This window comes from Streptomyces sp. C1-1 (genome assembly GCF_050214755.1).
In the GTDB taxonomy this organism is placed as follows: Bacteria; Actinomycetota; Actinomycetes; order Streptomycetales; family Streptomycetaceae; genus Streptomyces.
Window position 1 is genome coordinate 9,570,009 of record NZ_CP189826.1, and the last position, 24,393, is coordinate 9,594,401.

26 protein-coding genes and 2 pseudogenes are annotated in these 24,393 nt (G+C 71.8%); 13 read left to right on the forward strand and 15 right to left on the reverse strand.

Features of this window, described 5'->3' with window-relative positions; genetic code table 11:
• Nucleotides 1-48: 48 nt before the first annotated feature.
• The 4 genes and pseudogenes from ACQF4J_RS43645 to ACQF4J_RS43660 form a co-directional block, all read right to left on the reverse strand.
• Nucleotides 49-1,275, reverse strand: a complete 1,227-nt coding sequence (locus ACQF4J_RS43645; protein ID WP_427168274.1) for a cytochrome P450 — start codon at nucleotides 1,273-1,275, stop codon at nucleotides 49-51.
• A 143-nt stretch (nucleotides 1,276-1,418) separates the two neighbouring features.
• Nucleotides 1,419-1,535, reverse strand: a pseudogene (locus tag ACQF4J_RS43650) (DUF3140 domain-containing protein); the annotation flags it as partial.
• Nucleotides 1,534-1,767 (reverse strand): annotated as a pseudogene (locus ACQF4J_RS43655) (DUF2945 domain-containing protein); the annotation flags it as partial. The pseudogenes ACQF4J_RS43650 and ACQF4J_RS43655, both read right to left, overlap by 2 nt.
• A complete protein-coding gene (locus ACQF4J_RS43660; protein ID WP_351806639.1) occupies nucleotides 1,757-2,524 on the reverse strand; it encodes a class I SAM-dependent methyltransferase in 768 nt (255 codons plus the stop codon). The gene ACQF4J_RS43660 and the pseudogene ACQF4J_RS43655, both read right to left, overlap by 11 nt.
• Before the next feature lie 246 nt (nucleotides 2,525-2,770).
• Between ACQF4J_RS43660 and ACQF4J_RS43665 the strand changes: the two genes are divergently transcribed.
• The 11 genes from ACQF4J_RS43665 to ACQF4J_RS43715 all read left to right on the forward strand — a co-directional run bounded on the left by ACQF4J_RS43665 (nucleotide 2,771) and on the right by ACQF4J_RS43715 (nucleotide 14,156).
• The gene (locus ACQF4J_RS43665; protein ID WP_427168275.1) at nucleotides 2,771-3,211 is read left to right on the forward strand and encodes a DUF6086 family protein; all 441 of its coding nucleotides are present in this window, start codon (nucleotides 2,771-2,773) and stop codon (nucleotides 3,209-3,211) included.
• 1,043 nt (nucleotides 3,212-4,254) lie between these two features.
• Nucleotides 4,255-4,752 (forward strand): ATP-binding protein, encoded by a 498-nt coding sequence (locus ACQF4J_RS43670; protein ID WP_351583017.1) that lies wholly within the window; start codon nucleotides 4,255-4,257, stop codon nucleotides 4,750-4,752.
• A gap of 239 nt (nucleotides 4,753-4,991) precedes the next feature.
• Nucleotides 4,992-6,161 (forward strand): FAD-dependent monooxygenase, encoded by a 1,170-nt coding sequence (locus ACQF4J_RS43675; protein ID WP_427168276.1) that lies wholly within the window; start codon nucleotides 4,992-4,994, stop codon nucleotides 6,159-6,161.
• A gap of 69 nt (nucleotides 6,162-6,230) precedes the next feature.
• Nucleotides 6,231-7,013, forward strand: coding sequence for a hypothetical protein (locus tag ACQF4J_RS43680; protein ID WP_351582969.1), 783 nt, complete (start codon nucleotides 6,231-6,233; stop codon nucleotides 7,011-7,013).
• Between the two features lie 3 nt (nucleotides 7,014-7,016).
• Nucleotides 7,017-8,210 carry an inositol-3-phosphate synthase gene (locus tag ACQF4J_RS43685; RefSeq protein WP_427168277.1) on the forward strand — a complete coding sequence of 398 codons (1,194 nt, stop codon included), beginning with the start codon at nucleotides 7,017-7,019 and terminating at the stop codon, nucleotides 8,208-8,210.
• A gap of 125 nt (nucleotides 8,211-8,335) precedes the next feature.
• Nucleotides 8,336-9,148, forward strand: a complete 813-nt coding sequence (locus ACQF4J_RS43690) for an SCO3242 family prenyltransferase (protein ID WP_427168687.1) — start codon at nucleotides 8,336-8,338, stop codon at nucleotides 9,146-9,148.
• Nucleotides 9,145-10,047, forward strand: coding sequence for a sugar phosphate isomerase/epimerase family protein (locus tag ACQF4J_RS43695; protein ID WP_351582963.1), 903 nt, complete (start codon nucleotides 9,145-9,147; stop codon nucleotides 10,045-10,047). Before ACQF4J_RS43690 ends, ACQF4J_RS43695 begins: the two co-directional genes overlap by 4 nt.
• On the forward strand, nucleotides 10,044-10,685 hold the full coding sequence (locus ACQF4J_RS43700) for an EboA domain-containing protein (protein ID WP_427168278.1): 642 nt from the start codon (nucleotides 10,044-10,046) through the stop codon (nucleotides 10,683-10,685). Before ACQF4J_RS43695 ends, ACQF4J_RS43700 begins: the two co-directional genes overlap by 4 nt.
• Before the next feature lie 35 nt (nucleotides 10,686-10,720).
• Complete coding sequence (locus ACQF4J_RS43705; RefSeq protein ID WP_427168279.1) at nucleotides 10,721-11,590, forward strand: TatD family hydrolase; 870 nt, start codon at nucleotides 10,721-10,723, stop codon at nucleotides 11,588-11,590.
• Nucleotides 11,581-12,780 (forward strand): metabolite traffic protein EboE, encoded by a 1,200-nt coding sequence (eboE, locus tag ACQF4J_RS43710; protein ID WP_427168280.1) that lies wholly within the window; start codon nucleotides 11,581-11,583, stop codon nucleotides 12,778-12,780. Before ACQF4J_RS43705 ends, eboE begins: the two co-directional genes overlap by 10 nt.
• Nucleotides 12,777-14,156: an alkaline phosphatase family protein gene (locus ACQF4J_RS43715; RefSeq protein ID WP_427168281.1), complete on the forward strand. Its 1,380-nt coding sequence runs from the start codon at nucleotides 12,777-12,779 to the stop codon at nucleotides 14,154-14,156. Before eboE ends, ACQF4J_RS43715 begins: the two co-directional genes overlap by 4 nt.
• A 22-nt stretch (nucleotides 14,157-14,178) precedes the next feature.
• Here the strand turns inward: ACQF4J_RS43715 and ACQF4J_RS43720 are convergent, their stop codons facing one another.
• From ACQF4J_RS43720 to ACQF4J_RS43760, 9 genes are all read right to left on the reverse strand, one after another.
• The gene (locus ACQF4J_RS43720) at nucleotides 14,179-15,015 is read right to left on the reverse strand and encodes an ABC transporter permease (protein ID WP_351806611.1); all 837 of its coding nucleotides are present in this window, start codon (nucleotides 15,013-15,015) and stop codon (nucleotides 14,179-14,181) included.
• On the reverse strand, nucleotides 15,012-15,794 hold the full coding sequence (locus ACQF4J_RS43725; protein ID WP_427168282.1) for an ABC transporter ATP-binding protein: 783 nt from the start codon (nucleotides 15,792-15,794) through the stop codon (nucleotides 15,012-15,014). The genes ACQF4J_RS43720 and ACQF4J_RS43725 overlap by 4 nt, the downstream gene beginning before the upstream one ends.
• Nucleotides 15,791-16,219 carry a lasso peptide biosynthesis B2 protein gene (locus ACQF4J_RS43730; RefSeq protein WP_351806609.1) on the reverse strand — a complete coding sequence of 143 codons (429 nt, stop codon included), beginning with the start codon at nucleotides 16,217-16,219 and terminating at the stop codon, nucleotides 15,791-15,793. The genes ACQF4J_RS43725 and ACQF4J_RS43730 overlap by 4 nt, the downstream gene beginning before the upstream one ends.
• Complete coding sequence (locus ACQF4J_RS43735; RefSeq protein WP_351582942.1) at nucleotides 16,216-16,476, reverse strand: lasso peptide biosynthesis PqqD family chaperone; 261 nt, start codon at nucleotides 16,474-16,476, stop codon at nucleotides 16,216-16,218. The genes ACQF4J_RS43730 and ACQF4J_RS43735 overlap by 4 nt, the downstream gene beginning before the upstream one ends.
• Entirely contained in the window at nucleotides 16,473-18,323 is a 1,851-nt protein-coding gene (locus ACQF4J_RS43740) for an asparagine synthase-related protein (RefSeq protein WP_427168283.1), read from the reverse strand. The genes ACQF4J_RS43735 and ACQF4J_RS43740 overlap by 4 nt, the downstream gene beginning before the upstream one ends.
• A gap of 85 nt (nucleotides 18,324-18,408) precedes the next feature.
• Nucleotides 18,409-18,534, reverse strand: a complete 126-nt coding sequence (locus tag ACQF4J_RS43745; RefSeq protein ID WP_351582936.1) for a lasso RiPP family leader peptide-containing protein — start codon at nucleotides 18,532-18,534, stop codon at nucleotides 18,409-18,411.
• 93 nt (nucleotides 18,535-18,627) lie between these two features.
• Nucleotides 18,628-18,753 (reverse strand): lasso RiPP family leader peptide-containing protein, encoded by a 126-nt coding sequence (locus ACQF4J_RS43750; protein ID WP_351806603.1) that lies wholly within the window; start codon nucleotides 18,751-18,753, stop codon nucleotides 18,628-18,630.
• Between the two features lie 130 nt (nucleotides 18,754-18,883).
• Nucleotides 18,884-19,648, reverse strand: coding sequence for an ABC transporter permease (locus tag ACQF4J_RS43755; RefSeq protein ID WP_351584763.1), 765 nt, complete (start codon nucleotides 19,646-19,648; stop codon nucleotides 18,884-18,886).
• On the reverse strand, nucleotides 19,645-20,580 hold the full coding sequence (locus tag ACQF4J_RS43760) for an ABC transporter ATP-binding protein (protein WP_427168284.1): 936 nt from the start codon (nucleotides 20,578-20,580) through the stop codon (nucleotides 19,645-19,647). The genes ACQF4J_RS43755 and ACQF4J_RS43760 overlap by 4 nt, the downstream gene beginning before the upstream one ends.
• Nucleotides 20,581-20,747: 167 nt before the next feature.
• On the opposite strand from ACQF4J_RS43760, the gene ACQF4J_RS43765 reads away from it, so the two are divergent.
• Together ACQF4J_RS43765 and ACQF4J_RS43770 are read left to right on the forward strand one after the other, a co-directional pair.
• The gene (locus ACQF4J_RS43765) at nucleotides 20,748-21,956 is read left to right on the forward strand and encodes a sensor histidine kinase (protein WP_427168285.1); all 1,209 of its coding nucleotides are present in this window, start codon (nucleotides 20,748-20,750) and stop codon (nucleotides 21,954-21,956) included.
• A complete protein-coding gene (locus ACQF4J_RS43770) occupies nucleotides 21,953-22,639 on the forward strand; it encodes a response regulator (RefSeq protein WP_427168286.1) in 687 nt (228 codons plus the stop codon). Before ACQF4J_RS43765 ends, ACQF4J_RS43770 begins: the two co-directional genes overlap by 4 nt.
• Here the strand turns inward: ACQF4J_RS43770 and ACQF4J_RS43775 are convergent.
• Both ACQF4J_RS43775 and ACQF4J_RS43780 read right to left on the reverse strand, forming a co-directional pair.
• Entirely contained in the window at nucleotides 22,633-23,292 is a 660-nt protein-coding gene (locus tag ACQF4J_RS43775; protein ID WP_351584769.1) for a response regulator transcription factor, read from the reverse strand. The genes ACQF4J_RS43770 and ACQF4J_RS43775 overlap by 7 nt on opposite strands.
• Nucleotides 23,289-24,311: a sensor histidine kinase gene (locus tag ACQF4J_RS43780; protein ID WP_351584771.1), complete on the reverse strand. Its 1,023-nt coding sequence runs from the start codon at nucleotides 24,309-24,311 to the stop codon at nucleotides 23,289-23,291. Before ACQF4J_RS43780 ends, ACQF4J_RS43775 begins: the two co-directional genes overlap by 4 nt.
• Nucleotides 24,312-24,393 lie beyond the last annotated feature (82 nt).

A 24,393-nucleotide genomic window follows, 5' to 3' on the forward strand; every position in this document is an offset into this window, starting at 1 on the left:
GGGACGGGGTGGGCTGTGGGGCGCCCACCCGCTGGTCGTGCTCAGGGGTCAGTCGGTCACCGGTGTGAACCGCACCGGCAGGGACTGTGGGCCCCGGGTGAAGACGCCCTGCTCCACGGGGTCGTACCCCTCGGCGAGCCGCACGTCGGGCATGGCGTCGAGAAGCTGGTCGACGCCGATCTCGACTTCGGCCTTGGCGAGCAGTGCGCCCACGCAGAAGTGCCGGCCGAGCGCGAAGGCGAGGTGGTCCGCGGCGGCCGAGAAGGCGGTCGCCGACGTCAGGTCCTCGCGGAAGATATTGAACCGGTCCGGGTCGCCGTAGCGGTTCTCGTCCCGGTTGGCGGCGCCGATCAGGCAGGTGACGGTGGCTCCGGGAGGGATGGTGCCGCCGCTGACTTCGACCTCGGTCGCCGACTGGCGCATGATCATGTGGACGGGCGGCGTGTAGCGCAGTGTCTCGGCGAACGCGCGGGCGATCAGGCTGCGGTCCTCGCGGACGGCCGCCAGCTGGTCGGGGTGGAGCAACAGGTTCGCGAAGATGCTGGCGATGGCCTTGTCGGTGGTCTCGCCGCCCGCGGCGAGCAGCAGGCTGCAGAAGGCCTTGATGTCCTCGTCGCTCATCTTCACGCCGTCCACCTCGGCGGCGCACAGCGCGGACAGCAGGTCGTCGCCGGGCTTCTCGCGGCGCTCCCGGACGATGGGGACCATGTACTCGGCGAACTCCACCCGGGTCCGCTCGCCGGCCGCGGTCACCTCGGGGTCGCCGGAGAGGTTGCCGAGGAAGGCGATGACCGAGGTGTACCAGCGGTGGAAACGCGGGTGGTCGGCCTTGTCGAGGCCCAGCATGTCCGCGATCACGTTGACGGGGAATCGAGTCGCGTAGTCGGCCACCAGGTCCGCGGAGCCGGTGTGGCGGAAGGCGTCTATCAGGGCACGGGAGTTGTGCTCGATGACGGGCAGGAACTTCTGCTGCAGGTCGCTGCCGCGGAAGGCCGGGGCGACGAGCGCCCGCCGCACCGCGTGCTCGCGTCCGCTGAGCTGGAGGATGGTCTTGCCGTGGACGGGCTCGATCTGCCAGTTGTAGTTGTCGGTGGTGAACTCGTTCTTCTTGTCCTTGAAGACGCGTTCCACGTCGTCGTAGCGCGAGATGATGTAGCTCTGGGTGGGCTCGTGCCAGATGAGCGGAGCCGTTTCGCGCATGACGCGGTAGGCGCTGTAGGGGTTCGCGGCGAACTCGGGCGAGAGGATGTCGGGGACCTGTTGGGCGGTGGACATGGAGCTCCCTGAGGGCAGTGACGAACCTGTCGCCCCAGGCTATTGATCATCACTCACCCGCAACAGCCGTGTCCTGGCCGACTGTTGAGCACTGGACAACGGCTGGCCAAAAATCGCCGACCGCCGTGCTGGTTCCGGCTGTCGTCCAGTGGATCGTGGCCCCAGTGCACCGGTGAGTGGTGCCGGCGCGTGTCGCGTACGTCCCCCTCGGGGCGCTGGGCGAGATGGCGGTGGATGTAGCCGTTCACCTTGCGCAAGTTTCTTCAGGGCGGAGGGCTTGTGTACCGCCGTACGGCCGGACTTGTCGCTGCGGACCTCGTACTGGGGCTCCTCCGGAGTGGCGTCGACCGTGCGCCGGGCCGCCTTCGTACGCTTGCTGATCTTCTTCTCGACGGTGCCGCTGGTCTCGCTGCCGTGACTGCTCCAGGCGACCTTGTCGCCCTTGGCCGGCTCCTTCTTGTGGCCCCCGGAGCGGGGAGGGTCATGCCTGATGCAGTGCCGTATAGAGAGTCGCGGTCATCGGTGCGGTCACCGGGCCGGGTCCGAGGCGGTCCGTCATCTTCTTCGTCACGGCCGTCCGGAGGGTCTGGGCGTCCGGGCGGGCCCGCAGGGCGGCGCTGACCGGTGTGCCGTTGAGGAAGCCGGTGGCGACGGACGCGGCCGACTCCGCGACGCCGTCCAGTGTGATCTCCTCGGCGTCGGCCAGGGTCAGCCCGGCGGCCGCGAGGTCGGAGGCGACGACGGCCGGATCGGTGTAGCCGTGGGGCACGTCCCTCAGGAACGGGGGCGCTTCGCCGGGCAGGCACTCTTCCAGAGCGCCCTGGAAGGCGGCGTCGAACCCGTGCGCGGCCAGCAGGCCCCAACTGCTGAACAGGAACCGGCCCCGGGGTGCCAGAACCCTGCCCACCTCGGCGTAGGCGGCGGGCCTGTCGGGGAAGAACATCACTCCGAACTGGCACACGACGAGATCGAAAGCGCCGTCCTCGAAGGGGAGTTGTTGGGCGTCCGCCTGCTGCCAGTGCGCGCGCGGCTCGCGTGCGGAGCCCGCGGTGACCATCGCTTCGTTGAGGTCGGTCGCCACCATCGATGCCCCGGGCACGGCGGTGAGCAGGGCCGAGGTCAGCGCTCCGGTTCCGGCGGCGAGCTCCAGGATCGTACGGGGCCGCAGTGCCGCCGCCCGGGTGGCCAGGTCGGCGGCGAAGGGACGGAAGAGGACCGGTACCAGGTGACGTTCGTAGGCCTCGGGCATGGCCCGGGTCCACCGCCGGTTCGCATCGTCTGCGTTCACCCGACGCAGACTAGCCCCGGGGGAGGGGCGGCGACGGACGGTCGCAGCCACCGCGACTTCGTGTCTGCGCAACCGGCGCGGACCGCACCGGCGACGACCGGCCGTGGCCCTCGTCCGGTTACGCCCGCTCGGCGAGGACGCAATTCCCGACACGGGAACCCCCTGCTGGTTACGCTGGCCCACCTTGATCAACGGGAAGGTGCTGCGATGAGCCAGTATTTCGACGTCGGCGACGAGACCCTGTGGAACCCGTCCAATGGAGCCTCCCGCCTGTTTCTGCGGCAAGTGGCTGTTTTCGAGGAGGAGCTGGGATTCGCATCGGGTATCGGATCGATGGAGAACGACGAGTGCCAGATAGATCCGGCCACGTTCGAGATCTTTGTCAACGCCCTCTTGGCTCAGCACCGAAGAACCAGCCACACCATCATGCTGGCCCTCTCCGAAGGCTTCACCGCCACGACGCTGGCCCTGGCCGAGCGGGCCGGCATCAAGGTGGACTGGGCCCGTCTCGGCGCCACCCCTGAAGGCGAGCTCAGCGACGTGCAGGTATCGGCGCCCACCGGGCTGTCCGCTCCGCCGGAAGGAGAGACCTGGGCGTCGCGACTGCGAGAGAGGGCCGGGGAACTGGGCCGTCACATGCCCCGTTGACCGGAGCCGGATGGGCCAGGCGCCATCTTCTTCCGAGCACGATTCATTCGCCTCTCATTTCCACGCACACGGACGGCAGCGCCGCGCGCGACACCGGGACCGGAGGAAGGCCGCTCGGCGGAAATGGACGGGCGGGCATGCGTGGACAGCAGGACGCAACGACTACGGCAGGGAGCTTCTGCGCCGCACTACCTGACGTCTCCGCACCACCGCTGACCCACCCGACGGACCCCCACCGTTCGGGAGGGTGTCTGGACTGGTCATCGAATGTTCCGTATGTCTTCCCTTCGTCCTCCTGCCAGGCACTTTGCTGAGGTGCGCGGACACTGTTCATCACCTCGCGCTCCTCGCAGGCTGTATCCGACCGCGGGGCCGCGAGTGAACCCGCGGCAGACGGTTCAGGCAGGAGACATTCGTGGCGCGTGACAGGGCCGAAGGGTCGGCCCCGGCCTCCAGTGGTGTGGCTCAACTCGCCTTCAATCCACGGGAATTGGACACCCTTGTGCGGCTGTGCAGGGGTGAGACGTACCGTGCCATCGCCCGTGCGCCGTGTGTGACGACGATCCGCGCCCCGGCTTTGGGCGCTGTCAGAGGAGGCATCCGGTGCTGCCGGGGGACGAGAAGGAAGTTCCCCCATTCGGCGCAGACTGGCCGTGTGCGGGCGGGGCATTCGATGATCACCCCGGGCGTGATCCTCCTGGCGCGCCCCGGGGTGTGTATGCGCGGGTGCCACAGCCATCCCCGAGTCGCTGCGGCACACCGCGCACCACACAGCGCACCACTCTGCGGCAGCCCTCCCCTTGTCATGTGCCGAGGGCTGCTCAGGCTCAGGTCGACGACGGTGCGCGGGCGGGGGAGTTGGTTGGGACGCTCACGTTTCCTCGTCCATGCCGGTGACACTGACGCGAAACCTTGGGCCAGAATGCTGCGTCACACGGTACGGGTGATGCACGAACGGGGTGGGCCGTCCGAGGGTTACGGAGGGTCAGGCCCGCGTGCACGGGTACACGCGAGGTGTGAAACGGGGAGTGGAGGCGACGGTGATGGATCCAGGGCCGGCGGTCGGCCGTGACAGTACCGCGCTCCGGCACGGCCTGCGCGACCTGCAGACGTCCGTCGCGTTGGACGGGGACGGCGCCTGCATCGCCAAGGCCCGTCATATGGCGGCGGACTTCCTCGCGCGGGCCCATGCCGAGCGCGGTGTGGAGGTTTCCGCCCGGGCGTCGGACCTGACGCAGCTGGTGGTCAGCGAGCTGGTCACCAACGCCTGCAAGTACGCGCCGGGCCCGATCCTGCTGCACCTGCGAGTGAGCGGTGAGGTGGTCGAGGTCGTGGTGTGGGACTCGGAACCGATGCTGCCGGTGGCACGGGCCGCCGACGCCGACCGGGTGGGGCAGCACGGTCTGGAGATCGTGACGGCCCTCGCCCGCAGCGTCGAGGCCGAGCGCGAACCGGTCGGCAAGCGCATCACCGCCCGTATCACCCTCACCGATACCGACACCTCGCACAGCGCCGCCTCCACCGACCGCCCGCGCCGCTGACACAACAGCGATCGGACCGTTGCTTCCTTCGGGCGCGACGTCCTACGCGCTTTGCCTGACTGGACGGCACTCTCCCACAGGGGTGGCCACGCGGCCGGCCTGTCCGCGCGCCTGCCCGTTGCTGTCCGCGCTGTGCGGGCTGTGCGGGCTGTGCGGGACAGGCACGGGACGCGGTACCCAGGTGCCCGGGACACGGGATCGCCTAGCGTCAACCGCGACGGGGGAACGGAGGGCGTCTCGTGGTGCGGACTGCGGTACGGACGGCGATCATCGGCGCGGGAATCGGAGGGCTGGCCGCCGCCCTCGCGCTGTCACGCAGGGACCTGGCGGTGGACCTCTACGAGCAGGCGCCGGAGCCGGGCGAGGTGGGCGCGGGCCTGCATCTGGGCTCCAACGGCAGCCGACTGCTGCGCCGGCTGGGCCTCGCCGAGGACCTTGAGCGAGTGGCGGTGCGTCCGGTCGCGCTGGAGGTGCGGGACTGGAGTGACGGCCGAATACGGGTGCGGCAGCCGATGGGCGGCGTTTGGGAGGCCTCCTTCGGTGCCCCCTACTACACCGTGCACCGCGCCGACCTGCACCGGATGCTCATCGACCGGTTGCCTTCGGGCACCGTGCGACCCGGGCACCGGCTGACCGGCTTCACGACCGGGGACGACATGGTCCGGCTGCACTTCGCCGACCGCCCCGATACCGAGGCGGACGTGCTGGTGGGCGCGGACGGCGTGCACTCGGCGGTCCGTGCCGCCCTGCACGGCGTCGGCACGCCGCTCCTCACCGGCACCGTCGCGATGCGTGGCCTGCTGCCCGCCGACGCGCTACCCGGCCTCCCCACCGACGCCTTGCTGGTCTGGTCCGGTCCGACCGTGCGTCTGTTGTGCGCGCCGGTCCGCGCCGGGCGGCAGATCGCGTACGTGGCCATCGTGCCCGCCACCGCGCGCGACCGGGAGTCCTGGAGCGCCAGGGGCGACCCCGCCGATCTGCGCGCGGCGTTCGCGGACTGGTGTCCCGATGTCAGGAAGCTGACCGAGGCGGTGCGCACGACCCACCGCTGGACCCTGCAGGACCGCGAGCCCCTGGCCCTGTGGGGCAGGGGACGGGTGACCTTGCTCGGCGACGCCGCCCATCCGATGCTTCCGCACCACGGGCAGGGAGCGAACCAGGCCGTCGAGGACGGCGTGGCCCTGGCCCACTGTCTGGCCCGGGCCACCGATACCGGCCGCGTTGCCTCGGCGCTGCGGCACTACGAGACCCTGCGCCGTCCGCACACCACCCGGGTACAGCTCGGTGCACGGGACGGAGGAAGCGGGCGGTTCGCCGGGCCGGGAGACGAGCGCGGCGTGCGGGGGCTGGTCGAGGACGTCTCCTGGGTCCAGCGGTACGACATCGAGGCGGAACTGGACCGCCGTTAGTCCCTTGCATCTTGATCGGCGGCACCTGGCACGGCCGGGGCCGGATGAGGTCTGACCTGAGGAGTGAGCATGACCCAGAGGACGACGCGCCCCGTAGGGCGGCGTGAGCTGTTACGTGCGGGGGCCGGGACGGCGCTGGCCCTCGGCCTGACCGCGACGGTGGCCGGTCCGGCCGCGGCCGCGGGACGGCGAGGAGCCGAGGCCCTGCCGCCGGTGCCCGGCATGCTGGGCGACCGCAGAGCCAATGAGTTCTGGTACCAGATGGACGAGGTGTCGCTCTACCACCCGACCCAGGCGACGCTCGACGCGTACAAGGCGGTCATCGCATACGCCGGGTCGTTGGAGAAGGGCATCAAGGACACCTGGCTGGCCATGTCCAAGCTCCCCGAGTACCCGGGGAACTACCGGACGTGGGCGCGGCCCATGGAGCAGCCGCTGAGGGTGATCTCCCGTATGCAGCTCGATGTCGTGGACTCCCTCTACTTCCGCAGGGACCCTCGGCTCACCTTGGCCTGGTCGGCCTTCGGGCAGGGCATCCTGTACGACCCGCGGCGGGCCTCGGTGGGGGCCCCGGTGCACACGATGGACGGTCCTCAGGGCTATCACACGTGGCATGCCTACCTGAGGGCGATGATGCTCCTCGGCATCGACCGGGAGCGGTGGGCCGAGATCGCCCCGCTCCAGGGCTTGGCCTGGGCGCTGCAGTCCATCGCCCGGCCCGCCTCGCAGACCGTTAACCCACCGCTGCCGCGCAAGGTGGTGTTCGAGCAGGCGTCGTACTGGCTGCGGCGCTCCGCGAAGGAACTCGACAGCGACTTCCAGTCCGTTCCGTTCCCCAAGGGCATCGGCTGAGACATGAGCGCCGTACACAAGGACATTCAGGAGCCCAGGGGCGAGCGCACCGGCGTCTGGCTGGTGGGCGGACGGGGATCGGTCGCGACCACAGCGATGGTGGGCGCGGCCGCGGTGCGCGCCGGCGCAGCGGCCACGGGATGTGTGACCTGCGGGGAGCCCTTCCAGGAGCTGCCGCTTCCGGGGTTCGGTGACCTGGTCTTCGGTGGGCACGACATCGGAGAGGTCCCCCTGCCCAAACGAGCCGAGCAGCTTGCCGCGGCCGGGGTTTTCCCACGTGAGCTGCCCGCCCTGGTCCATCATGAACTGCTCGCCGCCGAGGGCGAGTTGCGGATCGGCGTCGAGGACGCGGCCGGCGGGCGCCAGGCGGCGGAGATCGAGCGGCTCGCGGCCGACCTGACCGCGTTCCGCGACCGCCTGGATCTCGCCCGGGTCGTGGTGGTGAACGTTGCCACCACGGAACCGCGGCCGTCCCGCTCGCCGGACGGCGTCTCGCTGTCGAGGCTGCGCCGGGCGCTGGCGGACGGCACGAGTCGGCTTCCCGCCAGTTCTCTGTACGCCTGCGCGGCCTTCCGCGCCGGGTGCGCCTATGTCGACTTCACCCCGTCGACCGGTGCCCGGTTCCCGGCGCTGGACGAACTGGCCCACGAACGGGGGCTGCCGTACGCGGGCAGCGACGGCAAGACCGGCGAGACGCTGGTGAAAGCGGTGCTGGCCCCGATGTTCGCCCGACGTGCGCTGCGGGTGACCAGCTGGTCGGGGACCAACCTGCTCGGCGGCGGCGACGGTGCCGCGCTGGCCGCCCCGGAGCGGGCGCGCAGCAAGGCCGCGTCGAAAGGTCTGGTCCTGGAGCATCTGCTCGGGCATCCAGTGGAAGGCGGAGTGCACATCCATCACCTGCCGGACCTGGGCGAGTGGAAGACGGCGTGGGACCACATCGCCTTCGAAGGGTTCCTGGGCACGCGCATGACGATGCAATTCACCTGGCAGGGCTGTGACTCGGCGCTGGCCGCGCCCCTGGTGCTGGACCTCGCCCGCCTCATGTCCCTGGCCCATCGCGCGGGGGTCCGAGGGGCGGTCTCCGAGCTGGGCTTCTTCTTCAAGGACCCGGCAGGCGGGGGCCGACACTCTCTGGAGGAGCAGTACACGGCGCTGCTCGCCTGGGCGCGCCGATTGGGCACGGCGGTCGGGTCCTGATGCCTCGGTCGGGGTTCACGGGCCGCGCCCGGCACCGACGGCACAGCCCGGCCGGAGTGTCCCCGGCCCGTGGGGCTGCGCGCGCCGAGCGGGCGGCGGCGGAGCTGCGACATTGGGGCCGGTTGGTGCGGGCCCCGGCGGCACTGACCGTGCCGGGCGACCTCCTGGCGGGGGCGGCGCTGGCGGGCCGACCGCCGGGACGCTCGCTCACCCGTGCCACGGCCGGTTCGATCGCCCTGTACTGGGCGGGCATGGCGCTCAACGACTTTGCCGACCGGGACATCGATGCGCGGGAGCGGCCCACCCGCCCGATCCCCGCCGGGGAGGTGACACCACGTCAGGCCTTCTGCCTGGCCGCTGCCCTGACCGTGTCGGGCCTGGCCCTGAACCGGGAACGGACGCCTGCCGGACTGTTGGCCGCAACGGTGTGGGCGTACGACTTCGTCGCCAAGGGAACCGCGATCGGCCCCGCCACGATGGCGGCCGCCCGCGCCCTCAACGTGCTCGCCGGCGCGGGCGGCCGCCCCGAGGCCCTGCCCGCCGCGCTCACCGTGGCCGCCCACACCGCCGCGGTGACCCGGTTGAGCCGCTACGAGACGACGGGCGCACCGCCCGCCGTCCTGTGCGAGTCGCTCGTCGTGACGGGGGCGGTCGCAGCCGTTCCGGTGCTGCTGGCGACCCGCAGGGCCGGCGGGCAGCGCCGGTTCGTCACCCCGGCCGCCCTCGCCTACCTCTTGTGGTGCGCCCGGCCCCAGCTCACCGCGCTCCGTGACCCGGCGGCGCCCCGCATCCGCACGGCGGTGGCCGCCGGGATCCACGGGCTCCTGCCTCTGCAGGCGGCGCTCATCGCGGCCGCGGGATCGCCCGGCACGGCGCTCACCGTCATCGCCGGCCACCCCCTCGTGGTCCGGCTGGGCAGAAAGGTCTCTCCCACATGACCGACACCCCGGCCCGTGTACGACCGGGAACGGCGCCGCCCCACGGGACACCCCCGCGTTGGGCCTACGGCAGCAACGGCTTCGGCGACCACACCCTCGACGAGACGTTGGAGGTGCTGGCCGGCCTCGGCTACGAGGGGGTCGCGCTGACCCTCGACCGCCGCCATCTCGACCCCTACGCCGACGATCTGCGTCGGCGGATCGACCGGCTGGCGCGACGGCTGGACGGACTCGGCCTCGCCGTCGTGGTGGAGACCGGCGGCCGCTATCTGCTGGACCCCTGGCACAAGCACCGGCCCACCCTGCTGTCCGGCGAGGGGGCGGGTCGCCGCGTCGACCTGCTGCTGCGCGCCGTGCGGATCGCCGCGGACCTCGGGGCGCCGGTCATGTCGTTCTGGAGCGGTACGGCCCCGCCGCAACTGCCCGAAGCCATGGCCTGGGAGCGGCTGCTGGCCGGATGCGACCGGGTGGTGCGGGAGGCGGACGCGCTGGGGGTACGGCTTGGTTTCGAACCGGAACCGGGCATGTTCGTCGACACCCTGGACCGCTACCAGGAAGCCAGGCGGCGGCTCGGCGACCCGCCGGCGTTCGGCCTGACCCTGGACATCGGACACTGTCGCTGCACGGAAACCCTGCCGGTGCCCGACTGCGTCCGGTGGGCCGGAGAGCGGCTGGCCCACGTACAGATCGACGACATGCGCCGAGGCACCCACGAGCATCTGGAGTTCGGTACGGGTGAGATCGACTTCCCACCGGTGCTGTCCGCACTGGCCGAGACCGGCTACGGCGGCCTGGTCGGTGTGGAGCTGCCGCGGCACAGCCACGACGCCCCGCTCGTGGCCCGGCGCTCCCTCGATTTCCTGCGCACCGCCTGGGGCGGCGCCGAGGTGGCGTCATGAGCACGGCGGAGCGAGGACTCACGTCGTACACCGCCCTGACCGCGGCCCTGGCCCCCGCTGCCCGGGAATGGCTGGAGGATGCGGCCGGCCGGGTCCGGCTCGTCCCCGACGACGTCCACCTGCTGTTCCCGGCGGTCGGGCGGCACTGCGGGCGGAGCAAGCTGACCGGGACCGGGACCATGACCGTCGACGAGGCTGCCCGCGGCGTCCTCCTCGCGTCCCTTCCGCTGCGCGGCGAAGCGTTGGCGGGGGTACTGGACCGGCTCTACCGGCGTGGTGACGCCGCCGAACGGTGCGCGGTGCTCAAAGCGCTCGACCGGCTCCACATCGGCGCGGATCTCGATACCGCCGCGCTGCCCCTGATCGAGGACGCCATCCGCACCAACGACCCACGGCTGCTGGCCGCCGCCCTGGGCGGCTACGCGGCACGCCACCTCGCCCAGCCGGCCTTCCGGCAGGCGGTGCTCAAGTGTGCCTTCACCGGCGTCCCGCTGAGCGGGGTCGCAGGCCTCGAGGAGCGTGCCGACAGCGAACTGGCCCGAATGCTGGCCGCCTACGCGGAGGAACGCGCGGTGGCCGGCCGCGAGGTTCCCCAGGACGTCGCGCACTTCCTCGCCACCCGCGCGGCGGCCCCCTGAGCGCGACGATCCCTCACGACGGAAAGGCGGCCCTGATGCGGCTGTTCGACCCGCACATCCACATGACCTCCCGCACCACCGACGACTACGAGCGGATGGCCGCCGCGGGCGTGTGCGCCGTGGTCGAGCCGGCTTTCTGGCTGGGCCAGCCCCGCACCAGCGTGGGCAGCTTCGTGGACTATTTCGACGGTCTCATCGGCTGGGAGCCGTTCCGTGCTTCGCAGTTCGGGATCCGGCACCACTGCGCGGTCGCCCTCAACCCCAAGGAGGCCAACGATCCGCGACTGACCGAGGTCCTCGGCCTCCTGCCCCACTATCTCGCCAAGGACGGTGTGGTGGCGGTCGGTGAGATCGGCTACGACTCGATGACGCCACAAGAGGACGCCGCCTTCGCCGCACAGCTGCGTCTCGCCGTGGACATGGGCCTGCCCGCCCTCGTGCACACCCCACACCGGGACAAGGCAGCCGGCACACGCCGCAGCCTCGACGTGATCCGCGAGTCGGGCATCGACCCGGCCGCGGTGGTCGTCGACCACCTCAACGAGCTGACGGCCCCTCTGGTCGCCGACAGCGGATGCTGGATGGGCTTCTCCGTCTATCCGCACACCAAGATGAGCGAGGCGCGCACGGTCGCCGTGATCCGGGAGTTCGGCGTCAGCCGCATCCTGGTCAACTCGGCCGCGGACTGGGGCCGCAGCGACCCGCTCAAGACCCGTCGCACGGCAGACGCCATGCTGGCCGACGGGTTCACCGTCGCCGATGTGGAGAAGGTGTTCTGGCACAACCCGGTCGCCTTCTACGGGCGCAGCGGCCGACTCCGATCCGACGATCGGGACACGACGCCGGCCCAGGTGTTCGCGGGCAACTCCGTGCAACGCGGTGGGCAGGAGGACGCGTGCGACTGAGACATCCGGACGGAACCGTCGTCCACCTGTCCTACTGCACCAACGTCCACGCGGCCGAGGACCTGGACGGGGTCGTCGCCCAACTGGGCCGCTGTGCCGAACCCGTCCGCCGCAGACTCGGCAGCGACCGGCTCGGGGTCGGACTCTGGCTCGCCGCGCCCGTCGCCCACCTGCTGGCGACGGATCCGGCCCTCCTCGGTCGGCTCCGGGGGGAGCTCGCCCACCGCGGCCTGGAGGTGGTCACGCTCAACGCCTTCCCCTACGCGGGCTTCCACGCACCCCGGGTCAAGCACGCGGTGTACCGGCCCGACTGGACCGAGGAGGCGCGACTCGCCTACACGCTGGACTGCGCCCGGGTCCTGGCGGCCCTGCTGCCCGAGGACGCCGCCCGGGGCAGTGTCTCCACTCTTCCGCTCGCCTGGCGCACCCCCTGGTCCACCGGCCGGCACGCGCTCGCGAGCAGACACCTGGACCAACTGGCCCGTGACCTGGAGGCGTTACGCGACCGTACCGGCCGTACGATACGGGTCGCGCTGGAACCCGAGCCGGGCTGTGTCATCGAGGACACCCGCCAGGCCAGGCGCTGGCTGGCCCGCGTCGACTCCCGCTGGCTGGGGATCTGCCTCGACACCTGTCATCTCGCCGTCGCGTTCGAAGACCCCGACGCCGCCTGCGCCCGGCTCGCGGATGCCGCGCTGCCCATCGTCAAGGCGCAGGCGTCCTGCGCCCTGCACGCCGGCCTCCCGGCCGATCCGGCGACCCGCGCGGCGTTGCGCGACTTCGCCGAACCGCGCTTCCTGCACCAGACCCGCACACCGCCCGCACGGGGCGGCGTACGAGGCGTGGACGACTTGACCGAGGCGCTGGACGGCGCACTGCCCGGCACCGCGCCCTGGCGGGTCCACTTTCATGTGCCGCTGCATGCCGACGTCCCGCCACCGCTGCGCACCACCCGCCCGGAACTTCTGCGGGCGCTGGCCGCGCTGCTGGGCGGCCCGACGGCGCTGACGGACCACGTCGAGGTGGAGACGTACACCTGGCCCGTGCTGCCCGGCGCACCGTCGCCCGGTGGACAGAGCCTGATCGATGGGATCGCCGCGGAACTGGCCTGGGCCAAGGACGCGCTCGTCGCGCTCGGCCTCGGCGAAGTGCGCGGCACTGACCACACCTTGGGAAAGGGGACCTCGTGAAGCGACTGGTGGTGCTGGACGTGGTCGGGCTCACGCCGCGTCTGTTGTCGTACATGCCCCGGCTCCGCGCACTGCGCGACGAGGGGTTCGGGGCGCGCCTCGAAACTGTGCTGCCCGCCGTCACCTGCTCCGTCCAGTCGACCCTGCTCACCGGTGAACCACCCGCCGGGCACGGCATCGTGGGCAACGGCTGGTATTTCCGCGACCTGGGCGAGGTACTGCTGTGGCGGCAGCACAATGCGCTGGTGGGTGGCGAAAAGGTCTGGGAGACCGCCCGCCGCGCCCGGCCCGGTTACACGGTCGCCAACATCTGCTGGTGGTACGCCATGGGGGCGGACGTGGACTGGACCGTCACGCCCCGCCCCATCTACCGTGCCGACGGCCGCAAGGAGCCCGACTGCTACACCCGACCGCCGGGCCTGCACGACGAACTCGTGGGCCGCTACGGCGACTTCCCGCTCTTCCGGTACTGGGGACCGACAGCCGGGCTGGCCTCGTCGCGCTGGATCACCGACGCCGCCCGGCACTTACTGCGCGCTCGCCGTCCAGACCTCACCCTCGTCTACCTGCCGCACCTCGACTACGACCTGCAGCGCCACGGACCCCTCGGCCCGCAGGCGGCTCGGGCGGCCCGGGGCCTGGACCGCACACTGGCGCCACTGGTCGACGACGCCCGCCGGGAGGGAGCGACCGTGGTCGCCTTGAGCGAATACGGCATCACCCCCGTACAGCGGCCCGTGGACATCAACCGCGCGCTGCGACGGGCAGGGCTGCTGGAGGTCCACACCCAGGCGGGCATGGAGTACCTCGACCCGTGGACCTCACGGGCGTTCGCCGTCGCCGACCACCAGGTCGCCCATGTCCAGGTGCGCGACGCCACCGATCTTCCCCGCGTACGCGACATGCTCGCCGGTCTGGAGGGCGTGCAGGCGGTCCTGGACGAGGCCGCGAAGAAGGAGCACGGGCTCGACCATCCGCGCTCCGGTGACCTGGTGGTCCTGGCCGACGACGATGCGTGGTTCACGTACTACTACTGGCTGGACGACGCGTTCGCCCCGGACTTCGCCCGGCTGGTCGACATCCACCGCAAGCCGGGGTACGACCCGGCGGAGCTGTTCTTCGACCACACCAGGCGGTGGGTCAGGGCCAACGCGGCGGCCGCTCTGGTGCGCAAGAGGCTGGGCCTGCGGTACACGATGGACGTGGTCTCCCTGAACCCGTCCCAGGTGCGCGGCAGCCATGGTCTGCTGCCCGCGCGCCCGCAGGACGGCCCGGTGCTGCTGTGCTCGGACCGCAGCGCGGCCCGCACCTCCGTGGCCGCCACCGGGGTCAAGCGGCTGTTGCTCGAACTGGCGGGTCTGGCAGTCCCGCGCTGACTCGGGTGCGGGCGGTGCGCCGTCAGCCGGTGCGGGAGAACCTGCTGGTGGCCACGGCCAGTGCGGCGGCCGCCAGCAGCGCGACGATGCCCAGTTCGAGGGCGACCGGCGGCGCCCACCCGTTCCAACGCGGCCCGCGCGCCACCCCGCCCAGGTCCAGCGAACCCGACAGGGTGCGGCGCAACGCGTCGATGCCGTAGGTGAGCGGATTGACGAGTACCGCCGCGTTGAGCCAGGCCGGCAACCGGCCCACGGGAAACAACGCGCCCGACAGGAACAGCAGCGGCATGAGGAACAGCCCGGCCACGACCTGGTAGGTGTCCGGTCGCCGCACGCACACCGCCAAGAGGACGCCGAGTGCGGTGAACGCGAAGGAGAGCAGGCCGACCTCCACCAGCGCCAGCAGCAGCCGGGCGTCGTAGGGGACGTGCGCCGTTCCGGCGAGCACCAGGACCAGCGCGCCGTGGGCCGCGCCCGTGCTGGCGCCACCCAGACAGATCCCGGCGATCAGCGCGGGACGGCGGACCGGGGCCACCAGCATCTGCCGCAGGAACCCCGACTGCCGGTCCCACAGGATCGACGCACCGACGGCGAGCGCGGGTGCCTGAGCCGCCATCAACAACATGCCGGGGAAGAGATAGGCGCGGTAGCTCCCCGCGTCGTCGCCGTCGCCGATCGCGGAGCCGAGGCCCGTGCCGAGCACGAGCAGGAACATCAGCGGGCTGACCAGCCCCATCGCGATCCGCACCCGGCGCCTGGCGAACCGGATCATCTCCCGCTGCCACAGAACGCGTATCGTCCGCAGGTCCCCCGCGGCCCGGTTCCGGGCAGGTGGCGGTGTGCCGGCGAACGTGGTCATCCCCTCGCCCCCGTCCAGTCGGTTGCCTCGCTGCCGTCCCTGATGGCCCGGCCGGTGTGATGCAGGAAGACGTCGTCGAGGGTCGGACCGACCGCGGCCTTGAGGTCCTCGGGGGTGCCCTCCGCGACGAGCCGGCCGTGATCCATGATCGCGATCCGGTCGCAGTGCTCGGCCTCCGCCAAGTGGTGCGTGGTCAGGAACACGGTGATGTCCTGCTCGCGCCGCAGCCGGTGCAGGTGCTCCCACACGACGGCCCGGCTCTGCGGGTCGAGTCCGGTGGTCGGCTCGTCCAGGAAGAGCACCCGCGGGGCGTGCAACAGTGCCCGGACGATCTCCAGCCGCCGTCGCATCCCGCCGGACAGCGCACGTACCGGCGTCCTGTGCCGCTCCGTGAGGCCCACCATCGCGAGCAGGTCGTCGATCGCCGCGCGGGCCCGGGCCCGGGGGACCCCGTAGAGATCCGCCTGGAAGCGCAGGTTCTCCTCGGCCGTCAGGTCCTGGTCCAGAGTGGTCTCCTGGAACACCAGCCCGATGGCCCGGCGCACCTGGTCCGGGTGGCGCAGTACGTCGTGCCCGCCGACCGCGGCGCGCCCGGCGTCCGGGCGCAGCAGTGTGCACAGCATGGCGATGGTGGTGGACTTGCCGGCGCCGTTGGGACCGAGGAAGCCGAAGACCTGCCCCGCGGGCACCGTCAGGTCGAGCCCGGCCACCGCGGTGGCCGGGCCGTACGCCTTGCGCAGGCCCTCGGCGAGCACGGCCGGTGCCCCGCCCACGGTCACGAGCGGCTTCCCGGACGCAGGCGTACGGTCATGGTGGTGTGGTACGGCGTCATGTCGCCCTGTTCGCCGACTGCGACCCCGTCCACCTCCACCCAGGCGTGTGCGCGGAAGGGCTGCGTACGGATGCCGGTGCACCAGTCGGGCCACCTGCCCCACAGCCGGCACTGCAGCACGGTGGCGACCGACCGTTGAAGACAGCCCTGCCCCGAGCACCGGGCGCTGACCGTCACGGCCGCCTGCCGTGCCGAGAGCGCCTGGGCCGTGGTGGCGGGCCGGGCTCCCTTGCTCAGCAGCCTCAGGACGCGGGCCAGTCGGCGTGGCGGCAGCAGGATCAGCAGACGTGCCGTCACCACCGCCCAACGGGCGGTGACCTGCCGATGCCAGGACAGGCGCACTCCCGCCTCGTATGTCACGGGCATGCTCATCGAGTCACCACCAGACGTGCCCGTCGCAGCCCGTCCACCAGAGAGCGCACATCGGCAAGGGCCCGCCCGGCCCCGTCCGGGGCCTGGTCGCCCAGTCTGCGGGCGGTGTCCTCGGGGGAGCTGCCGTCGAGCAGCATGCGCAGCGCCGTGGCACCGGTGCCGTTGAGGTGCCAGTACCGGCCGTTGCGCTGGTCGAGCAGCACCAGGCCGTTCTCGACGTCGGTGAGGGTGACGTCGGGGGTCAGAGCGAGGGTCATCGAGCGTCTCCTGCCGGGAGTTCGGCCGGGTCGGCCGCAGCGCTCGGCGAGCGGAGCCAGACCTCCTGGGCCAAGGTGTTGTAGAAGGGGTTGACGTGGCGGCTCTCGGGTCCGAGCGCCAGCAGTGCGGCACGCAGGCGGTCCGCGTCCACCAGACCCAGCCGGGACAGGCGCAGGTCGTCACAGAGCCCGAGCAGGAAGCGGCGGTTGCGGCGCATTCCGTCGTACACCTCGGCGGTGTACTCGCCCTTGCTGCGGCGCTGCAGGATCTCCTCGGGCACGACACCTCGCAGGGCGGCGCCGAGCACGGGCTTGTAGCGCCCGTGGGTGACCCGGTCCTGGACGCGTACGGACAGGGCGGCCTCGACGACCCGGTCGTCGAGGTAGGGGGCGTCCCATTCGACGCCGAACGGTGCGAGGCCCAGCCGCATCTGCCGCAAGGTGCACCCGGCCAGCACGGTCAGCTCCAGGATCTGGTGGGTGAGCCGGTCCGGACCCAGCGGTGCCGGGTCGCCGTCGGCGGCCTCCCGCATCAGGCGGCGGACCGTGCCCACCGCGTCCGGCGTGGCCCAGGACGGCAGCCGGGGCGCGAAGCCCCAGCCCAGGGCCGGCTCGAACGCCCCGCGCTGCGGGGCCTGGAGGAGATCCGCGGCCTGTGCCAGGGACTGGGCGAAGGAGGAGCGGTCCGTGAGGCCACGCAGGGTCGCGCCCGCCCGCCAGCGGTTCACGGCCCGGTGACGCCGTACGACCCGTAGCCCCAGGAGCGGGCTGCGGCGGACCAGGGTCCACAGATAGGTGGGGATCACTCCGAACAACTCGTCGCCGCCGAGCCCGATCAGGTGCACGTCGCAGCCGTCCGCCGCGTCCAGCCGCGCCAGGTGTTCCATCTGCGTGCGGTTGCGGTTCCACGCGGACAGGCCTTCGGCGTCGTCCCGCAGACCGTCGGGATCGTCCTGGCGGGCGAACCAGCCGGGCGCCTCGTGCGCCTCGAACACCTTGTGCCGGGCGTACGGCAGCCGGTCCGCGGCCCGCCGTGCCCAGACGGTGTCGTCGTTCCCCCGGTCCCGGGGCCGCCAGTGATGGGTCAGCAGCCTGGCCCCGGCTTCGGACGCCAGGAAACAGAGGCTGGTGGAGTCCAGTCCGCCGGAGAGGTCGGCCCCGATGCCGTCGCTCGCGCCGGCGCGTACGGCGAGCGCGTCCCGCAACGCCTCGCGCAACCGGTCGGCGGCCTCCTCCAACGGCAGCTCGGCGGCCGGGGGTTGCCACCACGGCACCGTGCGGTGTGTGCCGTCGGGTGAGGTCTCCAGCCAATGCCCGCTGGGCAGTTGGGACACCCCGGTCCACAACGTGCGCAGGGCCAGCGGCCAGGGCACCACCGGGTTCACCAACTGCAGCGCCAGACTCGCCTCGTCGAGAACGGCGCCGGTGAGGGCGGCGAGGGGGCGCGGAGTCGTGGCGGCCACGGTGATTCCGTCGACCCGGGCGAGGAAGAGCTGGCGTGCCGTCGACACGGAACCCTGGCTGCGGGTTCGGCCGCCGAAGGACACAGCGAGGTGCACACCGCCCGGCAGCGCGCGGGCCACCGCGTCGAGGTCCTGCGGGCCGCGAGCCCGGCCGAGCGCCCGGGCCACCGTGTCCGGGTCCAGCCGGGTACGGCCGATGACGGCCAGCCGCCGGTCACCGGCGGTCACCAGGGTCAGGTCCGGCGCGCTCCAAGCGCCGATCGGCACCAGCCAGGGCCGCCCGGAAGCGTGCGGGACGACCTGGCCGGCACCCGACGCGACGACACGTCGGGCCGGGCCCTCCGCCCCGTCACAGTCGGGAAGGATGAGGAAATCCGTGGTCATGACGGTCGACTGCCCTTCCGTGGAATCCTTCGGACGGCACCGGTGGCCGCTGGACGGTGGCCCTCGTGGCCACCGGTGGATGGCGTCAGCCCGGGTAGGACTGCCAGCCGAACCAGTCGTCGCCGGGGAGCACGGCACCCTGGGTGACGGCGGCGAAGTCGCCGATCTCCGTGAGGGCAGGTGGCTCGTGGACGTCTTGCTTCTGGGTCATGCGTGAGCTCTTTCTCGTGCAGGAAGGGTCGCGACGTCGGGGATGGCACCGGTGACCGCGGGGCCGCGGCCCCGCGGTCACCGGCGGACAGCGTCAGCCCAGCCAGGCGTACAGGCCGAACCAGTCGTCGTTTCCGTTGGGGAGGCCCATGGTGAGGTCCGCGAAGTCGCCGATCTCGGTGAGGGCAGGCGGCTCGTAGATGCCTTCGTTCTCGGTCATGCGTGTTCTCCGTCCCGTGAAGGAAGGGGTGAGGGCCGTTGCCGGTCCTCGCTGACACGGCCGAAGCTAGGCAGCCCGTTGTCCCGGGCGCATGGGATGCCGGCACCGTCCGTGTCCTGCTCGGGCCGGGTCAGGCGTCACGGCGGACCAGTACGAGGTAGCCGCCCAGCAGCGCCGCGGCGGTCCAGGCCACCAGGATCAGCAGCCCGGGGATGGGGCCGGGTCCTGGCCCCTGGGGCACGACCGCCATGACCCGAAGGCCGGCCTGGTCGGGCAGGTACCGGGTGACGGTGAGCAGGCCGGGGATCTTGCCGATCAGGCGGGAGAGTGCGAAGAAGAGCGGGATCAGGATGCCCAGGGACAGGGTCGAGCTGCGCAGCATCGCCGCGACCCCCATGGAGAACGCGGTGAGCAGCGTGAGATAGGCGCACATGCCGAGGACCGCGCGCAGCGCACCGGGGTCCTGGAGCGATGCGTTGTACCGTCCGCCGATCGCCGCCTCGGCCGCGAAGAAGGTGACGAACACCGTGAGCACCGACACGCCGAGCGCGGCGAGGGTGCCGGCGAGGACCTTGCAGCCGTAGAAGAGCCCGCGCGAGGGTACGGCGGTCAGGGAGGCTCGGATCATGCCGGTGGTGTACTCGGTGCTGACCACCAGCACCCCGAAGACGACGAACACCACCTGCGTGTAGAGGAAACCGCCGAGGCCGGTGGCGACGGGGTCGTAGTTCCTCACCGGATGGTCGGCCATCAGGGTGCGGACTGCGAATCCGAAGGCCACGCTCAGGCCGACGGTGGTGACAAACGCCAGCGCCAGGGTCCAGGGGGTCGACCGCACGGACCGGATCTTGATCCATTCGGCGGCGATGACCGCCGACAGGGACGACCTGCTCATGCGAGTGTCTCCTTTTCGCCGGCCTCCGCGTCCGCCGCGCGGTACTGCACGGTCTGCGCCGTCAGCCGCATGAACGCCTCTTCCAAGGAGGCCGGACGGGGGCTCAGTTCGTCGAGTGTGATCCCGTGGGCGGCGGCCAGGGAGCCGATGGCGGCCGGCCGGGCGCCGGTCGCCTCCAGGCCCCCGTCCGGCGTCGGCTCGGCGTCGATGCCCGCGCGGCTCAGTACCTCGCGCAGCCGCTGCGGCTCGGGGGTGCCGATCCGTACTCGGCCACGGGAGTTGCGAGCGATGAAGTCGTCCATGCCGGTGTCGGCGAGCACCCGGCCCCGGCCGATCACGATGAGGTGGTCGGCGGTGATGGCCATCTCGCTCATCAGGTGGCTGGAGACGAAGACCGTGCGTCCCTCGGCGGCCAGGCGCTTCATCAGCGTGCGGATCCACAGGATGCCTTCGGGATCGAGGCCGTTGACCGGTTCGTCGAGCAGCAGGACGGCCGGATCGCCCAGCAGGGCAGCGGCGATGCCGAGGCGTTGGGCCATGCCCAGGGAGAAGCCGCCGGCGCGCCGCCGGGCCACGTCGTCGAGACCCACCAGCGCGATCACCTCGTCGACCCGGCGCCTCGGGACACGGTTCGCGCGGGCCAGACACCACAGGTGGTCGTGGGCGCTGCGGCCGCCGTGCAGCGTCCGGGCCTCCAACAGTGCCCCCACGTGCCGCAGCGGTTCCGCGATGCGGTGGTAGGGCCTTCCGTCGAACAGCACGCTTCCCCGGTCGGGCCGGTCCAGGCTCAGCATCATGCGCATCGTGGTGGACTTGCCGGCACCGTTGGGGCCGAGGAAGCCGGTGATCCGGCCCGGTTCGATGTGGAAGGACAGCCCGTCGACGGCCACGGTACGCCCGTAGCGTTTGGTCAGTTCACGCACTTCGATCATCCGTCCACGCTCCTGCAGCACAGGGCGGCGGCACATCGGACCGGCCTCCGATTCACGCCGTCGACCTGAGGGACGACGGTGAACCGCGCGGACGCAGGGTGTCAGACCGGGGAGTGACATACCGGCGGGCGAGGCGCGGCGCGGGCCGGCCCGGTTACGGTCGGGACATGGAGTACCTGGCTTCCCGGTGGACGCCTGTGCCGCCACTCGGTCGACGCGGGCTGATCGCCGCCGACATCCTGGCCTGTCTGGTGTTCAGCGCCGTGCTGGCCGGCTTCACGGTCTCGGCGCACGGGCGGCCGTCGCAGGTGGGAGCACGGTCGGCGCCGCTGTGGGTGCTACTGGTGCTGGCGGCGGCGATCGGGCTGCCCGGGGCCGTCCGCCGGGTCTGGCCGCGCGGTGTGTTCGCGCTGGTGACCGTTGCCTCCGTGCTCTCGGCCTTCTACGGCGTCGTGCACGAGCCGTTCGTGGCGGCTTCCTTCGCCCTGTACACGGTCGCGGTAGGTGAGCCGCGACGGAGATGGCTGCCGACCCCGGTGATCGGCGCGGTGAGCGTGCTGGCTCTGCTTGCCGCCCTGCTGGGCAGTTCTCCGGGACGGTGGCGGGACGGTACCTCGCTGCTGGTCGTCGGATGCGCCCTGTTGGGCGGGGCCTGGACCGTGGGCCGTGCCGTGCGGGAGCGCCGGGCCTCGGCCAGGCGGCTCGCCGACCAGGTCACCCAGCGCGCGGTGGCCGAGGAACGGCTCCGGATCGCACGGGAGTTGCATGATGTGGTCACCCACAGCGTGGGGGTGATCGCCGTCAAGGCGGGCGTCGCCAACCATTTGGGACGCGGTCGCCCGGAGGCGGCGTACGAGGCGCTGGCCGCGATCGAGACGGTCAGCCGGAGCGCGCTGGGGGAACTGCGCCGGCTCCTGGGCGTGTTACGCGCGGAGGAGCCGGAGAGCGCGGCCGAACTGCGTCCCGTTCCCGCGCTGGACGGTCTCACTGTTCTCGTGGAGCAGGCCGAGATGGCGGGCCTACGTGTGGAGTTGTGTACCACGGGCACCGAAATACTCTCGGAGGGTGTCCAGTTGACCGTGTACCGCATCGTGCAGGAGGCACTGACCAATGCGGTGAAACACGCGGCGCCGGCGCGCTGCCAAGCGCGCGTCGTGGCGGAGGAACACGTGGTGACGGTGGAGATCACCGACGACGGACGGGCCGCGCCGGGTCGCGGCGGGTCTGCGACCGGACACGGGCTGACGGGCATGCGGGAGCGGGTGGCGGCGTACAGCGGGGAGTTCGAGGCCGGCCCCCGGCTCGACGGTGGCTACCGGGTGCTGGCCCGCATACCCTACGGGCCCACCGCCCACAGCGAGGGGGAGCCCACGTGACCGACCCCATCCGGGTACTGGTCGTCGACGACCAGGCACTGCTGCGCGGCAGTTTCCGGATGCTGCTGGACGCGGAACCGGACCTGAGGGTGGTCGGAGAAGCCGCCACCGGCGGACAAGCCGTCGAACTGGCCGCCGCGGAACACCCCGACGTGATCCTCATGGATGTCCGCATGCCAGGGATGGACGGAATCGAGGCGACCCGTCGGATCTGCGCCGCCGCCGGAGGGCCGCGGGTGCTCATTCTGACCATGTTCGACCTGGACTCCTACGTCTACACGGCGCTGCGGGCCGGAGCCAGCGGGTTCCTGCTCAAGGACACCCCGCCGGCTGAGCTCCTGACCGGCGTGCGCCTGGTCGCGGCCAGCGAGGGACTTCTCGCGCCCTCGGTGACGCGCCGGCTGATCGCCGAGTTCGCGAACCGGCCCGAGTCGTCCCGCCGGCCGTCCCGTGCGCTCGACGGTACGACCGAGCGGGAGCGGGAGGTGCTCACCTTGGTGGCCCGGGGACTGTCCAACCGCGAGATCGCCGACCATCTGCGGGTCAGCCTGCACACCGTCAAGACCCATGTCGGACACCTGCTGAGCAAACTCGACGCCCGGGACCGGGCACAGCTGGTCATCGTCGGTTACGAAACCGGGCTCGTCGCCCCGGCGAGGGACACCGGCCCGGGCACTCACTGACCCAGACCGGCGTCACGCGCCAGCACCACCGCCGCGGCACGGTCCCCGACCCCGAGCTTGGTGAACACGTGCGAGACGTGGTTGCGCACCGTCTTCTCCGACAGCATCAGCGCACGAGCGATCCGCCGGTTGTTGTGCCCACGGGCCACCAGATCCAGGACCTGCCTTTCCCGGTCGGTGAGTTCGGGCAGGGCGGCCCGGCTGGGCAGCTCGTGCACCGCCGAGAAGAGCGCGGCCAACCGCCCCGCCACCGCCGGGCTGAAAACGGCGCCGCCCCCGGCCGCCACCCGTACCGCCCGGACCAGGTCGTCGCCCGGCGTCTCCTTGACGAGATAACCGTGCGCGCCCGCCCGTAGCGCCATGACGACCGTGGAGTCGCTCTCGGAGGCCGACAGCGCCAGGAAGTACGGCGTCCGCTTCCCCGCTTCCGCGTCGAGCACCAACGACCGGATGACCTCGACACCCGACCGGTCGGGCAACTGGAGATCCACCAGGACGACATCGGCCGCGAAGTCCGGCGCCCGCAGGCTGTCCAGCGCCTGTTTCCCGGTGTGCGCCTCGCCGACCACCGCGATTCCGGCGTCCTCCAGCGCGACGCGCAGGCCGGTCAGGAAGAGCGGGTGGTCATCCACCAGGAAGACTCGCGGCTTCATCGGGGGCTCAGTGGCAACTCGGCGTGGACATCCGTCCCACGGCGGCCGCCCGCCCGGGCGCGCACCGCGCACCAGCCACCGGCCTCCGCCGCGCGCCGCGTCATCGAGGGCAGGCCGGTTCCGTGACGACGTCTCGTTGCCGGTGACGGTCCCACCCCGTCGTCCACGACGTCCAGAACCAGGACGTCCGAGGCGGCGCGGAGGCGTATCTCCACGTGCCGGGCGTGCGCGTGCCGGACGGCGTTGGTGACCGCCTCTGCGGCGATGCGATAGGCGGCCGTCTCGGTCTCCGCTCGCAGCACCCCGGGCAGGCCGGGATCCTCGGCCACCGACACCGTTGTCACAGGTCCCGTCATGCGTGTCGCCAACCGGCCGAGCGCGGCTGGCAGTTGTGCCGCGTCGAGGTCGGTGGGGGGCAGCCCGTCGATGACCCGGCGGGTCTCGGCCATCGCCTGGCGGGCGCCTGCGGCCGCATCCTCGACGAGGGTGCGGGCCCGCGGATCGTGGTCGAGCCGGCGCGCCGCGGTGTCCAGCATCAGCCTGAGCCCCGTCAGGACGGGGGTGAGACCGTCGTGCAGGTCCCGGCGGAGCCGATGGCGTTCCTCCGCACGCGCGACGGCGACCGGGCCTTCGGAATCCTCCCGTGCGTCGGGGGAGCGGCGGTCGGTCCGGTCCAGCCTGAACAGCAGGCGGCCGCCGACGAAGCAGAGCAACGCCGCGCCCAGCGGGGCCGAGAAGACGAACAGCGCGAGCAGCAGAGCGCCTACCAGCAGCACCCTCGCCCGCGCCCAGGAGACCACGCGCGTTCCGCGTAATCGGCCGACCAGGGTCACGTAGAGGGGGAGCAGCAGGACGAGGGGTATCAGTCGCAGGCACCAGATCAGCACCTGTTCCGGGAGCCACTCCGCCACGGAGCCGGAGCGTTCGGTCTGAGGTAGACCCCGAAGCGGGAGCAGGACGTAGGTCATGCACAGCAGCAGGAGTGCCACGGCGACGTCCCGCCGGCGTTCGGTCGGCACGCTTCTGACGTAGCGGAAGCGTGCGCGCTGCGGCCCAGGTGTCCGGATCTTTCGGATTTTGGATGTGACATCTGACAGTGTG